General features: G+C 63.9%; 14 protein-coding genes and 1 pseudogene. 6 read left to right on the top strand and 9 right to left on the bottom strand.

Translation table 11 applies throughout. The annotated features are described in order from the left end of the window. The first annotated feature begins 82 nt into the window (after positions 1–82). From ehuB to DC31_RS14320, 6 genes are read left to right on the top strand one after another with little or no spacing between them, the layout of a single operon-like run. Positions 83–973 carry an ectoine/hydroxyectoine ABC transporter substrate-binding protein EhuB gene (gene ehuB, locus DC31_RS14340; protein ID WP_036281086.1) on the top strand — a complete coding sequence of 297 codons (891 nt, stop codon included), beginning with the start codon at positions 83–85 and terminating at the stop codon, positions 971–973. A 10-nt stretch (positions 974–983) separates the two neighbouring features. Then, complete coding sequence (gene ehuC, locus DC31_RS14335; protein ID WP_036281084.1) at positions 984–1,718, top strand: ectoine/hydroxyectoine ABC transporter permease subunit EhuC; 735 nt, start codon at positions 984–986, stop codon at positions 1,716–1,718. Next, complete coding sequence (ehuD, locus tag DC31_RS14330) at positions 1,715–2,380, top strand: ectoine/hydroxyectoine ABC transporter permease subunit EhuD (RefSeq protein WP_036281081.1); 666 nt, start codon at positions 1,715–1,717, stop codon at positions 2,378–2,380. Before ehuC ends, ehuD begins: the two co-directional genes overlap by 4 nt. Before the next feature lie 16 nt (positions 2,381–2,396). After that, positions 2,397–3,179, top strand: a complete 783-nt coding sequence (ehuA, locus tag DC31_RS14325; protein ID WP_442921911.1) for an ectoine/hydroxyectoine ABC transporter ATP-binding protein EhuA — start codon at positions 2,397–2,399, stop codon at positions 3,177–3,179. Positions 3,180–3,223: 44 nt separating this feature from the next. Then, complete coding sequence (locus DC31_RS20365) at positions 3,224–3,586, top strand: alpha/beta fold hydrolase (RefSeq protein ID WP_327036879.1); 363 nt, start codon at positions 3,224–3,226, stop codon at positions 3,584–3,586. Next, positions 3,543–3,989, top strand: a complete 447-nt coding sequence (locus DC31_RS14320) for an alpha/beta fold hydrolase (protein ID WP_327036878.1) — start codon at positions 3,543–3,545, stop codon at positions 3,987–3,989. The genes DC31_RS20365 and DC31_RS14320 overlap by 44 nt, the downstream gene beginning before the upstream one ends. Positions 3,990–4,090: 101 nt before the next feature. Here the strand turns inward: DC31_RS14320 and DC31_RS14315 are convergent, their stop codons facing one another. The 9 genes and pseudogenes from DC31_RS14315 to DC31_RS14275 form a co-directional block, all read right to left on the bottom strand. Next, the gene (locus DC31_RS14315) at positions 4,091–4,762 is read right to left on the bottom strand and encodes a hypothetical protein (protein ID WP_152545442.1); all 672 of its coding nucleotides are present in this window, start codon (positions 4,760–4,762) and stop codon (positions 4,091–4,093) included. Between the two features lie 437 nt (positions 4,763–5,199). Continuing rightward, on the bottom strand, positions 5,200–6,072 hold the full coding sequence (locus DC31_RS18810) for a DUF2510 domain-containing protein (RefSeq protein ID WP_036281079.1): 873 nt from the start codon (positions 6,070–6,072) through the stop codon (positions 5,200–5,202). A 33-nt stretch (positions 6,073–6,105) separates the two neighbouring features. Continuing rightward, the gene (gene mnhG / locus DC31_RS14305) at positions 6,106–6,495 is read right to left on the bottom strand and encodes a monovalent cation/H(+) antiporter subunit G (protein WP_036281077.1); all 390 of its coding nucleotides are present in this window, start codon (positions 6,493–6,495) and stop codon (positions 6,106–6,108) included. Beyond that, the gene (locus DC31_RS14300) at positions 6,492–6,761 is read right to left on the bottom strand and encodes a monovalent cation/H+ antiporter complex subunit F (protein WP_036281076.1); all 270 of its coding nucleotides are present in this window, start codon (positions 6,759–6,761) and stop codon (positions 6,492–6,494) included. The genes mnhG and DC31_RS14300 overlap by 4 nt, the downstream gene beginning before the upstream one ends. After that, a complete protein-coding gene (locus DC31_RS14295) occupies positions 6,758–7,330 on the bottom strand; it encodes a Na+/H+ antiporter subunit E (protein ID WP_036281074.1) in 573 nt (190 codons plus the stop codon). Before DC31_RS14295 ends, DC31_RS14300 begins: the two co-directional genes overlap by 4 nt. Beyond that, positions 7,327–8,880 (bottom strand): Na+/H+ antiporter subunit D, encoded by a 1,554-nt coding sequence (locus tag DC31_RS14290; RefSeq protein WP_036281072.1) that lies wholly within the window; start codon positions 8,878–8,880, stop codon positions 7,327–7,329. Before DC31_RS14290 ends, DC31_RS14295 begins: the two co-directional genes overlap by 4 nt. Next, positions 8,877–9,437, bottom strand: a complete 561-nt coding sequence (locus DC31_RS14285) for a Na(+)/H(+) antiporter subunit C (protein WP_036281070.1) — start codon at positions 9,435–9,437, stop codon at positions 8,877–8,879. The genes DC31_RS14290 and DC31_RS14285 overlap by 4 nt, the downstream gene beginning before the upstream one ends. Further along, positions 9,437–12,381, bottom strand: a pseudogene (locus DC31_RS14280) (Na+/H+ antiporter subunit A). Before DC31_RS14280 ends, DC31_RS14285 begins: the two are co-directional and overlap by 1 nt. A 108-nt stretch (positions 12,382–12,489) precedes the next feature. Continuing rightward, positions 12,490–13,554, bottom strand: a complete 1,065-nt coding sequence (locus tag DC31_RS14275; RefSeq protein ID WP_036281068.1) for a LacI family DNA-binding transcriptional regulator — start codon at positions 13,552–13,554, stop codon at positions 12,490–12,492. Positions 13,555–13,588: the final 34 nt, after the last annotated feature.

The raw sequence follows: 13,588 nt of genomic DNA, 5'->3' as shown, positions 1-13,588 counted from the left end.
GGCCTGCCGGCAACCCCGGACGGGCCACGGTACCCCTGACATACGAAACCCAGACCGAATTCACACGGAACGCGAGGACATCATGACGAAGAGAACAGCGCGAGTCGGCATTGCCACGGCGGCCATCGGAACCCTCACACTCGGCTTGCTTGCCGGTTGCTCGGCGGGTGACACCAGCGGGGACGACAGCATGAGCACGCTCGAGAAAGCACAGGACGAGGGCACGATCACCCTCGCGATCGCCTCGGAGCAGCCCTACTCCTGGGTCGAGGGGGGCGAGCCCACTGGCGCCACGATCGCGATGCACGAACAGATTTTCAAGAGCCTCGGAATCGACAACGTAAAGGTCGAAGAGGTCGACTGGAACTCACTCATCCCCGGCCTCAACGCTGGCCGCTGGGATGTCATCAGCGCAGGAATGTCGATCCTTCCTGAGCGTTGCGAAGAGGCCGCGTTCAGCGACCCCGAGATCATGTACACCACCACCCTCGTCGTGCCGAAGGGCAACCCGAAGGATCTCAGCGACCTCGACTCGATCGCCGCATCCGGTGACGTCACCCTCGCGGTGCAGTCCGGAGCGATCGAAGAGGGCTACGCCGCCGACCTCGGGATTGCAAACACCGTGCAGGTCGACAGCGCTCAGGCAGGCATCGAGATCGTGCAGTCCGGCCGCGCTGACGCCTTCGCTCTGACGGCGGTCTCGATGAACTGGATGACCGAAGACATGGACGATGTCGAGACCACCCAGGCGTTCGTGCAGGAGATCGATGGTGTCGAGCAGATCGGCGCTGGCGCCACCGTGTTCCGCCAGGATGACACCGAGCTGCTCAAGGCATACAACGCGGAGCTCGCCAAGATCACCGCTGACGAGAGCACCTACCTCGGCCTGGTCGAACCGTTCGGCTTCACAGCGGAGAACCTGCCCCCCGCCGACCTGACCACCGAGCAGCTGTGCTCGGGCGACCTGAGCTGATTCGAGCCCAGTGACCGAGAACTTCGAAGCGCTCTGGAGGGCGCTGCCCCAGATCATCGACGGGGTCCTGATGACCCTGCAGTTGACTGCGGGCGGCGCCCTCCTGGCCATCGTCGTTGCCATTGGGCTCGGCCTGATGGTGCGGCTGGAGAACATCGTGCTGCGAGGTATTGCGCGCACGATCATCGAGCTGTTCCGCGGCACATCGCTGCTGGTGCAACTGTTCTTCTTCTTCTTCGTGCTGCCGTTGCCACCCTTCAACCTCGAGATGCCTGCCGTGCTCACCGGCATCCTGGCCCTCGGCTTGAACTACGGCGCGTATGGCGCGGAGGTCGTGCGCGGGTCGATCAACGCGGTGGATGCCGGACAGTGGGAGGCAACGACCGCGCTCAGCATGTCACGCACCCAGCGAATGTGGCGGGTGATCTTCCCGCAGGCGTGGGCGCTAATGGTGCCGTCGCTGAACAACCTGCTCATCCAGCTGCTGAAGGGCACTGCGGTCGTGTACCTGATCACGATCGTCGACCTCACCGCAGAGCTGAACCGGCTGCGCGTGCAGACCGATGTGTTCTTCGCGTACTCGCTCGGACTGCTCATCTACTTTGCAATCGCATACCTGCTCACGCTCGGCATGAACGCCCTCGAAACCCGAGCGAAGCACCAGCTCGGGTACGGCGGGAAGTGGCGTGACACGATCACCACCACTCCGATTCCAGACATGAAGGGAGCGGGCCAAGCAGCATGAATGACGACAAGAGCTTCTGGAGCTGGGACCACGCGCTCGCGGTGCTCCCCGACCTTCTCTGGACCTTCCTCAGCGTCACGCTGGTTGTGACGATCATCGGCAGCATCATTGCCGCGATCCTCGGTCTCGTCATCGCGCTCGGACGCCGCACGGCCACGCGACCAGTGAGCGCTGCGATCACACTCGTGATGAACTTCATCCGAATGACCCCGCTGGTCGTGCAACTGCTGTTCGCGTATTACGTGTTCACGAGCGTGCCACCAATCGTGCTCGGAACGATCATCATCGGCATCCATTACGCCACGTATATGGCCGAGGTGTACCGGGCCGGGATCGATGCAGTACCGCCGGGCCAGTGGGAGGCGACAACGGCGCTGTCGATGTCGCCGGGACGGGTGTGGACCGCGGTGATCATTCCGCAGGCCCTTCGTTCAACGCTGCCCGCACTGACGAACTACGTCATCTCGATGTTCAAGGACACCCCGTTCTTGATGGTCATCACCGTGACCGAGATGGTGCGAGAGGCGCAGCTCTACGGCGGCACGAACTTCCGCTATGTCGAGGCGATCACCCTCGCCGGACTCATCTTCCTGGCGGCGAGCCTTTTGAGCTCTGTGCTGGCCAGACGATTGGAGAAACGTCTTGAATACACCACCGCTTGATACCCACACCGGCGCCATCACCCTGGATGAAGGCGATGTTCCGGCGATCCTGTTCGACAAGGTCGAAAAGCGCTTCGGCGACCACGTCGTGCTTCACGATCTCGACTTCACCGTGCGTCGCGGGGATCGAGTGACCCTGATCGGGCCGAGCGGCTCGGGCAAGACCACGATCCTCCGTCTCGTCATGACGCTGGAAGAGGCAAACGACGGCTACATCCTCATCGACGGCAAGCCGCTCACGCACTTCTCGCGCGATGGCAAGCGCGTCGAGCTGAAGGAGAAGCACAAGAACGAGATGCGAAAGCGCATCGGCATGGTCTTTCAGCAGTTCAACCTGTTCCCGAACATGACGGTGATCGAGAACATTATCGAGGCGCCGGTGCATGTGCTCGGGATGTCGAAGACTGAAGCGCTTGTTCGCGGACGGGCGCTGCTTGAGAAGGTCGGGTTGCCAGATAAGGAGAACGCTCACCCCACTCAGCTGTCGGGTGGGCAGCAGCAGCGCGTTGCCATCGCGCGCGCGCTCGCGATGGAACCCGAGATCCTGCTGCTGGATGAAGTCACGAGCGCCCTTGACCCTGAGGTGGTCGGCGAGGTGTTGAACATTCTCCGCGATATCGCTCGCGACACCGATGTGACGATGCTGATCGTGACGCACGAGATGCAGTTCGCGCGCGATGTATCCAACCGGGTGCTGATGTTCGACAGCGGACGCATCGTCGAAGAGGGTACGCCAGAGCAGATCTTCAGCAACCCGCAGGAACAGCGCACGCGCGACTTCTTGTCGGCTGTTCTCTAAGCGCGCTGAGCGGTGCGTGCAGGAGCGAGAGATATGGTCGATTAGTGCCATCTCCACTCCTCGCGCCCGAAGGCGTTCCGGTAGCCGTCACTGAGTTCGTCCACGGCGGTGCGACGCTGATCGCCGAGGACTTCGGTACCGGCGTGCGACCGTACGTACTCATCCACGGCATCGGCATGGGACGCAGCGTCTACCTCGACTTCGTCGAGCGGCTATCCGGGCGCATCATCGCGCTCGACCTGCCCGGATTCGGCGAGGCGCCTGAGCCGGTCCGTACGTTGACCATGGAGCGGCACGCCGACCTGATCGCGGCATTTCTTCGCAGCATAAAACGTTTCGGACGCCGTGATCATCGGCCACTCGATGGGCAGCCAGATCGGCGCGGAGTTGGCGGCGCGGCATCCTGACCTCATCGGCGGCCTCGTGCTCGCGGGTCCCACCGTGAACAGCGCTACGCGCAGTATCCGGGAACAAGCCACGTATCTGCTGCGGGATCTGCTCGGCGAGCGCCCGACTGTGCTGTGGCGCGGCGGGCGGGAGTATCTCCGCGGGGGTCCGCACTTGATCCGGAAGATTCGCGCAACCGTGGTTCACGAGCCCGAGAAGGCGTATGCGCGTGTGAAGTGTCCTGTGCTCGTGCTGCGCGGCGAGCGCGATCCGCTCGCGCCGGTGTCGTGGTGTCGCAAGATCACCGAGCTCGTTCCCGGGCCCGCCGAGATGCACGAGGTCCCCGACCACGGCCACGGCACCCTGATCAGTGACGCCGAGTTCGCCGCCGACACGATCGCGGAGTTCGCCGCGTCCCTCTGAGCTGCGGGTCGCGGGCTGTTCTGGTTCATAACTCCTCCAAACTTGCCGGGAGCACGGCGTTTCGACGCGCAGCGGGCCGAGCTCCACTGTTTTTGGAGGAGTTATGAACGCCGACCGGCGGGAAGTGCGGCCCGAGAGCGGCCACTGCCGCGGCAATTGACCTTCGTCCCCGCCGTGTCTCGCATGATCTCAGTTGCGAGCGGGCGGAGGGTGACGCACCCGAGTTTCGCTGCGGCCATGTCGCGATGTCGATCTTCGACTTGTTTCTCCCAACCCTCGTGCCACTCTTTGCTGTCGCACTCGATGATGAGCCAACCCTCAACGAGGAAATCGACGTAGCCAACGCCGGGCAGGAATACCTGAGTTTCGTACTTCAGGCCCAGCCCACGCAGGATCAGCCGCATGAATGTCTCTGGTCCAGAAGCCGCCGAGGCATCGACCAGCGAGAGCAGCACACGGTACCGCTTCGGGAGCAGCGCGAACACGGCCTCAAGTTGCGCCGGCGACATCAGGGAGTGATGCAGCACGCTGTCCAGCGTGGCGAGGGCTGCTCGCGGCGACTGACAGCGCACTGCCTCCCGCACCGCGACCTGCAAAGCAACCGCGTGCATCGTCTCGGCGCCAAGTGTCGAGTCAGCGTCGAGCGCGGCATTCCAATGCAACTTCGTCGCGTCGTTCTTCGGCGCGCGAATTCGGGATGTGCCGCGATCGATGTGCACATGAAGGTGCGGACAGGCCAGTACAAAGATGCCTATCGCCTTCAGTAGAGACAAGCACGACAGCCGACCGCCGATTCGTACAGCCTCTGCCACATCGTGGCCGACCCGATCTCACCGCGGCGGTGATGTCCCGCCCGCTGGATCCAGTCTGGAGCAGCTCCGCGCGCGTGAATACAACTTGCACGTATGCGTCTCGAGCGCGTTCAACCACTGTCTTCTGCTTCTCTCCCATTCCAGAAGTGTCGACAGTGCTCCGGTACGCGGTACGCCTGTTTCCACGGATCGGGGATAGGTTCGGACAACCCGAATTTGTGCAGCAAGAGTAGAGGTGGCCGATGCGGCGGACGCGTGGTTCACAACTCCTCCAGATCGGGCGAGTTCGGGCCCGATCGCGCCCGATGCGGCCGGAAGCGTCCGTTTGTGGAGGAGTTATGCACAACAGCGCGGGCGGGCGCGCGGGGGCCGCGCAGGCGAGCGGGCGGGCGGGGCGCTCAGCGCAGCGGCGGGGCCTGCGTCGGCAGAATCATCGTGTAGCGGCGGATGTACGTCAGCAGCACGATCAGACCGCCCGCGAGGCCGAGGATCACCGCGGGGATGATAACGGCGACACCCACCCACCTGTCCAGCAGAGCGATCATGGCTATTCCGAGCACTACGCCCAACGCACCAACCCCCGCAAGGACCCAGCCCGCAATCATCGAGACGCGGTAGCCGCGGGCGCCGGCGTGCGCCGGCCGCACCCCGAACTTCTGCCCGACGTAGTGGCTCCACTGGGTTCCGGTCCACCAGCGCGTGACCCGACCTGCGACCGGATACCAGCCGGCACCGGCACCCTCAGCCTCGCCAGGCAGTGGTCGCGTCGAAGGGTCAAACACCGGCACAGTCGACGGAACAGAGAGCTTCTTCAGTTGACTGACGCGGAAACTTCCGATCAGCCAGATGACGCCGCTCGCCAAGAACAGCACGGGTGTGATCGCCAAGCCTGGCTGACCCGAGAGGCTGTACGTGTTGAACTGCGTGAAACCCAGGACGATGAAAAGAATTCCCAGCGTCATCCCGGTAGACGCGGGTTCAATGGCGAAGGCATCCGGGCGCGACTTGCCATCACGAAGGCGGTACGGGGTCCAGCCGCCACCATCCCACCAGCGGACGTCCGATGTACCGACCACGGGGAACCAGCCCATCGGCGCGGCCTGCGCGACAGGCGCCGCATACTGCGCCTGAACCGGCTGCTGAGCCTGAACCGCCTGAACCGCCTGCGCAGCCACCACCACCGCGCGCTCGTGCGCGGTCCATTGCGTGCCGTCCCACCAGCGTTCCTGTCCAGGAACTCCGGCGTCATACCAACCCGGCTGTGCGTTCACATCTCCCCCTCGTAGCTGCCACCCTGCGGGCGTCTAGCCCGCCCCAGGTGGCGTCTGCTTCGACTCCGCGAGTTCGTCGACCACCAGTCGACGCTCTCCGGTCGTGCCGTTACGGTAGGCCTGTCGTCCGACCATGTGCGCCGACAGCGGGGCTGTCGCGAACTGCATCAGCACGATGGGCGCGACCAGCGCGAGCCCGAGCAGAATGCCGCCAACCGAACGCTGCGACAGCGCAATCGCCAGACAGATAAAGATGATCCCGAGCACCTGCGGCTTCGTCGCGGCGTGCAACCGCGAGGGAACGTCGCGAAAGTGCAGCAGCCCCACGGCGGCAGAAAGACACAGCACCGCGCCGAGCAGGATCAGCACCAGCACCGCCACATTGATGATGGCATCCGGAATCTCGAAACCGAGCACGTTCATGATGTCGTGTTGTCCCTTCGCGCCACATACCGAGCGACCGAGATCGATCCGAACACGCCGACCGCCGCGATGATGAGCAGCACCGGGATGTTGCGGGTGTGCCCGTTGATCGCCATCTCTGCGCCCAGAACACACATCACCTCGGTGAGCAGAACGTCGGATGCCACAGCACGGTCAAGAATCGACGGGCCGCGGATGATCCGAAACACCGTCAGAATCGCAGCGATGCCGAAGACCACCACGATCGCGCCCATGAGGATGTTCACCGCACACCTCCCGCGCGTTCGTCTTCCTTCAGCGCACGATACTGCGCAGGGCTGCCGAGCGCCCGGACGATCCTTCGCTCCCAGCGGAGCACACCTTCACGCTGCTTGTCCACATCCGCGCGGCTCCGCACCCCGATCACGTGCAGGTACAGGATGCCGCGGTCACGGTCTGTTTCAACGACGAGAGATCCGGGGATCAGCGACGATGTCACCGAGACGTGGGTCATGATCAGGTCATCCGCATACTTCAGCGGCACGGCCATGATGGCGGCGCCCGGCTGATGCCGGAAGTCGAATACCTGGATCGTGACCGCAATCGCCCCGCGCAGCACTGCGAACAAGAACTTCACGATAAACGATGCCGTATACCAGACGTTGATCCGGCCGGAGAGTTCGATCGTCGGCAGGCGGAACACCCGCGTGACGAAGACGGCAACGACAAGGCCGCTGACGAGCGAGAGCACGGTGAACTGGTTCCACAGCAGCATCCACAACAGGATCAGCCAGACCAGGAAGGGCACCTGCAGCCACACGTCATGCAACAGATGGCGGCGCGTCTCAGGACTCACGGAGACACCTCCTCTTCGAGCTGCACCAGGTTAACCGGCTGCAGCAACGAGTCGCCGATACGGTCACACAGTGCGTAAAGAGGACCAGCGAAGACCGTCAGCATCAGTGTCACGCCGACCATCCCGCCCGTCGCGAGCGTCATGATCTTCGGGATGCGACGACGCTCTTGGTGCTCGTCGGCAGCCGGAGCGTTACCGAGGTAGGAGATGCGTCCGTCGGTCTCGGTCAAGTCTTCTTCTTCGCGCCAGAACGCAAGGTTCCATGCGCGCATGAGCGCATAGAGGGTCAGGAGTGACGTCAGGATGCCGCCAAAGATCAGCACCATCATGATCGGAGTGCCGACGGATGCCGCGGCCTCGAAGAGCGCGAATTTGCCGATGAATCCGGAGAAGGGTGGGAGGCCACCCAGGTTGATGGCGGGCACGAAGTAGAGCACGGCCAGCAGCGGTGCGGCCTTCAATAGTCCCTTGACGCGCAGGATCGACGTGCTCCCGGCACGACGCTCGATGAGGCCGACGGCGAGGAAGAGAGTGGTCTGGACGACGATGTGGTGGACGATGTAGTACACCGTCGCGCCGATCGCTGCTGGAGTAGCAATCGCGAGACCGAAGATCATGTAGCCCACGTGGCTGACGAGCGTGAACGAAAGGATTCGCTTCAACTCGGCCTGCGCCACCGCACCGAGAACACCGATGACCATGGTGGCGAGCGCGACGATCAGCAGCAGCGTGTTGATGCTGTTCTCGGCGAACAGCTGCGTCTCGGTGCGGATCAGCGCATACACGCCGACCTTGGTCAGCAGGCCGGCGAAAACCGCAGTTACCGGCGCCGGTGCGGTCGGGTACGAGTCCGGGAGCCAGAACGACACCGGGAAGATCGCGGCCTTGATTCCGAACGCGACGACCAGCATCAGGTGCAGCACGAGCTGCGTCTCCTGCGGAAGCTCCGTCATCCGCTCGGCGATCTGCGCCATGTTCACGGTGCCCAACGCCCCGTAGATCATCGCGATCGCGGCGAGGAAGATGATCGACGACACCAACGAGACGACGATATATACCGCGCCGGTGCGGATACGGGACTCCGTACTGCCCAGCGTAATCAGCACATATGAGGCGACGAGCAGAATCTCAAAGCCCACATAGAGGTTGAACAGGTCGCCCGCGATGAAAGCATTGAAGATGCCGGCCGCGAGGATCAGATACGACGGATTGAAGATCGAAATCGGAGTCTCGTCCGTGCCGTCGGCCGCACCCTGACCAATGGAAAACAGGAGCACGGCGAGCAGCACGATGCTGGAGATCAGGACCAGCAGTGCGGCGAGTCGATCGACGTAGAGCACGATTCCGAACGGAACCGGCCATCCGCCCACCGACACCGCAAGCGGAGTCCCACCGTCGACCGCGACAAGCAGGATTGCCGCGATGATCGCCACGGCGGCGAGCGTCGCGACGGTGACGAACATCTGCAGGCGCGGGCTGCGGCCGAATACCAAGGTGATGGCCGCGCCGAGAAGCGGAAGTGCGACGAGAAGAGGGACAAGCGCGGTCACGGGCGGTCCTCCTCTTCGGCAGGGTCGGGGATCGAAGGCGCAGTGTCAGCCTTCGCGGCCGCTGGTCGATCCGTGGGTGCATCGTCGTGGATCGAAGGATGATCGCGCATGTGCAGCACAGTGATCGGCGCGGTGTGCACTCCGACGAAGTCGGTGGTCGCTTCTTCCTCTTCCACGTCGTCTTCGTCGTCCATGACGTCTTCGTCCGCGTCGGTACGTTCGCGCAGGGCGATGTCGGCCTCGTCATCCTCGACGGTGTCGGCCTGACCGAGCTGCCATGACCGGTAGATGAGAGCGAGCAGGAACGCGGAGACGGCAAACGTGATGACGATAGCAGTGAGCGTCAGCGCCTGCGGCAGCGGGTCGCTCGTGTCGATCTCGCCGTAGAACGGTGCGTTGCCCGGCACGCCCATCACAATCATCAGCAGCAGGTTTGTGGCGTTTCCGAGCAGCAGGAACCCTATGAGCACACGGGTCAGGCTGCGCTCGAGCATGGCGTAGGTGCCACACGCGAAGAGCACAGCCATCACGAGGATGAGGGTGATCGAAACATCCATCAGCTACTCACCCCCCGCGTGCGCATCTGCTGTGCCTGCTTGTCGACCTCGGCGCCGAGGCTGCGAAGCACGTCGAGCACGAGGCCGATGACGACGAGGTAGACCCCGGCATCGAAGATCGTCGACGTGACGAACTCCATGTGCCCGATCCCCGGAACTTCCCACTCCCAGAACGAGCTGGTGAGCGGCGCGAGGCCGAAGAACAGCGGAACGACCGCGGTGCCGACGGCAAGGATGAGTCCGGCGCCCAGCAGGCGACCAGCATCCGTCGGGGCCGCGGCGCCCAACTCCCAGCGTCCGCCGGCGATGTAACGCATAACAAGCGCCATGCCGGCGACGAGGCCGCCCGCGAAGCCGCCACCGGGGCCGTTGTGCCCCGCGAAGAGCAAATAGATCGACACCACGATGATGGTGTGGAAGAGGATACGGACGATCACCTCGAGCAGAATCGAGCGGTTTTCGGGCTTCATCTGCTGCCCGCCGACGAGCCAGGCACGCGGGTTGCTGCGGTTCTCGGCGGTCTGGAAACGGACGCCCTCGGTCGTTTCGACCAGCGGTGAAATTCGCGCCTTGCGGCGCAGCCGCTTCGGCAGTGCCGGACGCTGCGAAAGCATGTCGGCGCGGTGGCTGACGAACACGAGGGATGCCACACCGGTGGCTGCGAGCACCAGAACGGACAGCTCTCCCATGGTGTCCCAGCCGCGCAGGTCAACGAGAGCGACATTCACGACGTTCTTGCCATGGCCGATCTCATAGGCGAGCTCGGCGAAGGAGAGCGAGATCGGCTCCGTGATCCGGGCTTGTGTTGCGACAACCGCGATGAACGCCATCGTCACGCCGACGGCGATTGCAAGGACCGCACGCGGGATGCGCGATACCGAAGCGTTGTGCTCACCCATCCGCGACGCAGCCGCCGAAGCACGAGCGCGAACGCACCATCGTGACGGTCTCCACGAGAATCTGCGTGAGCGCGAGGTCGGGCGCCCCGCTCGTCGCAAAGAGCGCGACCATGCCGAGCCCCGTGACCGAGACAAGCACGACGCCGGTGTAGCGCTTCCGCGCCTGCACGGCGAAGATCGCAGCGATGGCCATGATCGGCGCGACGGCGATCTGGGTCGGCGTGTGCCAGGCCGACAGATTCAGCTGATCGACGTCGCTGGCGAGCAGCGCGGTGATCTCGGCCGCGACAAAAAACGACGAAGATCGTTCCGACATACACCGGCAGCGAGCCTCGCTGAGTGAATGTCGTCGTGATCACGGACAGGCGGTCAACGCCGCGCATGACGTAGTAGTACGCATCGGCGGCGGTGAACTTCAACACACGTGGCTTGCGGTCCCAGCCAGTGCGACGCGTGAGCAGGAACAGTCCGATACCCAAAAGAATCGCGACTGCCGAGATTCCAAGAGCGGGCTCGAACCCGTGCCAAAGGGCAAGATGCCCCGGACCCTCGGTCGCTGCCCCCTCGGCATCCAAACCGGGGATCGCGGTGATTGCGTAGCCATTGAGCGCAACGTCGACGGCAGGGGCTCCGATGCCGGCGGCGAGCGTGAGCCCCGCCAGGATGATCGGCGCCGAGAGGAATCCGACGGGAGGGTCGGGCCAAGGCGTGTCTGCCACGCGCTCACCCTGCTTATCGCGCTTCTTCCAGAAGGCCCCCCACAGAAAGCGCACGCCGTATGCCGTAGTGAGAATAGATCCGAGGATGACGCCGATCAGCGCAACGAGTCCCCACACTGAACCACCCATTGCATCGTCGAGCAGGCCCGTGAGGGCCGACTCCTTACCGACGAAGCCGATGGTCGGAGCGATGCCGGCCATCGATGCCACGGAGATGAACGCGACCGTCGCCATTACCGGCGCCTGTCTGCCCACGCCGGAGAGCTCATCGATGTCACGCGTGGAGAGCTGACGGTCGATAACACCCACGATCAAGAACAGTGCGGACTTGAATAGTGCGTGGCCGATCACCAGCGCAATCCCTGCGAGTGCGGTGGCTTGCGTGCCGTAGCCGACCACAACGGTGAAGAAGCCCAGCTGACTGACTGTACCGAACGCGAGAATGCGCTTGAGGTCGGTTTCGCGCAGAGCCTGAATACCGCCGAGCAGCATCGTGAACACGCCCAGGGAGACCACGATCGGACGCCACGTATCCGACAGCGCGAAGATCGGCGCGAATCGCGCAATGAGGTAGATGCCAGCCTTGACCATGGCCGCAGCATGCAGGTAGGCGCTCACGGGCGTTGGTGCTGCCATCGCACCCGGGAGCCAGAAGTGGAACGGGAAGATTGCCGATTTGCTCAGCGCACCGATCAGCAGCATCACGATCGCGGCATTAACGAGCGGGCCGCTGGGGGCGAGCTCGAGGATCTCGGTGATGCTCGAGGTACCGGCCCCAACGACCAGAATCACGACGCCAACGAACATGATCAGTCCGCCGAGCGTCGTCACGAGAAGTGCCTGCAACGCAGCACGACGGCTGGCAGCGCGGCGGCGGTAGTGGCCGATCAACAGGTAAGACAGGATGCTGGTGACTTCCCAGAACATCACGAGCATGACCAGGTCATCGGTGAGAACGAGGCCGTACATCGCGCCAGCGAAGCCGAGCAGAACGCCAGCAAACTGACCAAGATCAGTGACGTCGTCAAAGAAGTACCAGCGGCAATAGAGCAGCACGAGCGCGCCCACGCCGGTGACAATCAGGGTAAGCACCCAGCTGAGTACGTCCATGTGCATGGAGAGATTTAGACCCAGCTGTGGGATCCATTCCACCGCCTCGAACGGCGCTGGATCATCACCCAGCACCTGCGGCGTCATCATCAGTGCCTGAACGAATGCCGCTGCGGGAATAAGAGCCGCGATCGCGAACGCCTGCGCGCCAAGCCACCGGACCAGCAACGGGAGAAGGAGAGACCCGAGCAGGAACACAGCGAGGAGCAACAGCATCGGCGGCTCCTCAATGGCACGTCGGCCTTCACGGCACAGGCGGGCAGGTTCTTCACAGTTTACCCGGCGGTAGCGTCGTCCCGCGCGGAGCCCAATTTTCGGGCCGGGTTAGGCGGGCGGCTGCGCAGTCGTCGTGCCGGCCCGGAAGCGGCAGGTGAAGTGCAACGATGCCGCGTGCTCGCCGCGGAGCATCCGCGCGATCTGTTCTCCCGCGGCCCGGCCCTTCTCCACTGCTGGCTGCACCATCGTGGTCAGCACGTGCGGTCCCATACCGTCGAGCGTGATGCCGTCAAAACCGGCGACGCTAATATCTTCCGGCACTCGCAGTCCAAGCTCTTCGGCCGCCCGGATCACGCCGACGGCAAGCAGATCGCTTTGGGCAAGAACAGCGGTCGGTCGCGTCGAAGAGTCTGCGAGAAGCGCTCGCCCCGCGATCACTCCCTCGTCGATGGAACTGCTTCCGGCAGAGACCGCTAACGCGTCCGGGTACACCTCGCGCACCCCGGCAAGCCGGTCGATCGTGACGTCAACGCTCGCCCGCGCCAGGCGTTCGGCGTTGACCACGCCGCGCTCACGGTAGCTGTCGAGCGGCAGCGTCACAGTCGCGACTCTTTCGTGGCCGAGCCGGCGGATGTGCCGGGCGAGGCCGTTCGCCGCCTCGCGGTTATCGAGAGAGATCTGCGGGACCCCCTCGCCCGCGTCCCCCTCGATCACGACGACAGGCAGTCCTCTCGAGCGGACGACCTCTAATGACGCACGGGTGCGGCCGGAGCATCCGATCAGCACGACCGCGTCGACCGGCGCCGTCGTGAGCGGTGATGCCTCGTCTTCCCCCGGCTCATCGCGCAGCAGCAGAACCCCTGCACCCAGCGAAGCAAGGCCATCGGTGAGCCCGTCCATCATGGGAATGGTCACCGGATCGAGAAACGCTGTGCGCAGCTGACCCTCCAGAACCACGGCCACAATCCCACTGCGTCCGCGCCTGAGAGACGCCGCACGTGGATCTGGGCCGAGGTAGCCGAGATCCACTGCCGTGGCGCGGACCCGCTCGCTCGTGGCATCCGACACCTTCGTCTTGCCGCTGAACACGACGGAGGCCGTCGAGGTCGATACACCTGCTGCGCGCGCCACGTCGGCGAGAGTCGCGCGACGTGGGGCGGAAGACGAAGCCATGATTCGAGGATAGCCCGAAATATTTCCGGAAATC

The sequence above is a fragment of the Microbacterium sp. CH12i genome (assembly GCF_000685355.1).
In the GTDB taxonomy this organism is placed as follows: Bacteria; Actinomycetota; Actinomycetes; order Actinomycetales; family Microbacteriaceae; genus Microbacterium.
The sequence above is the reverse complement of the archived record's forward strand: the minus strand, read 5'-3'. Positions and strand labels throughout refer to the sequence as shown.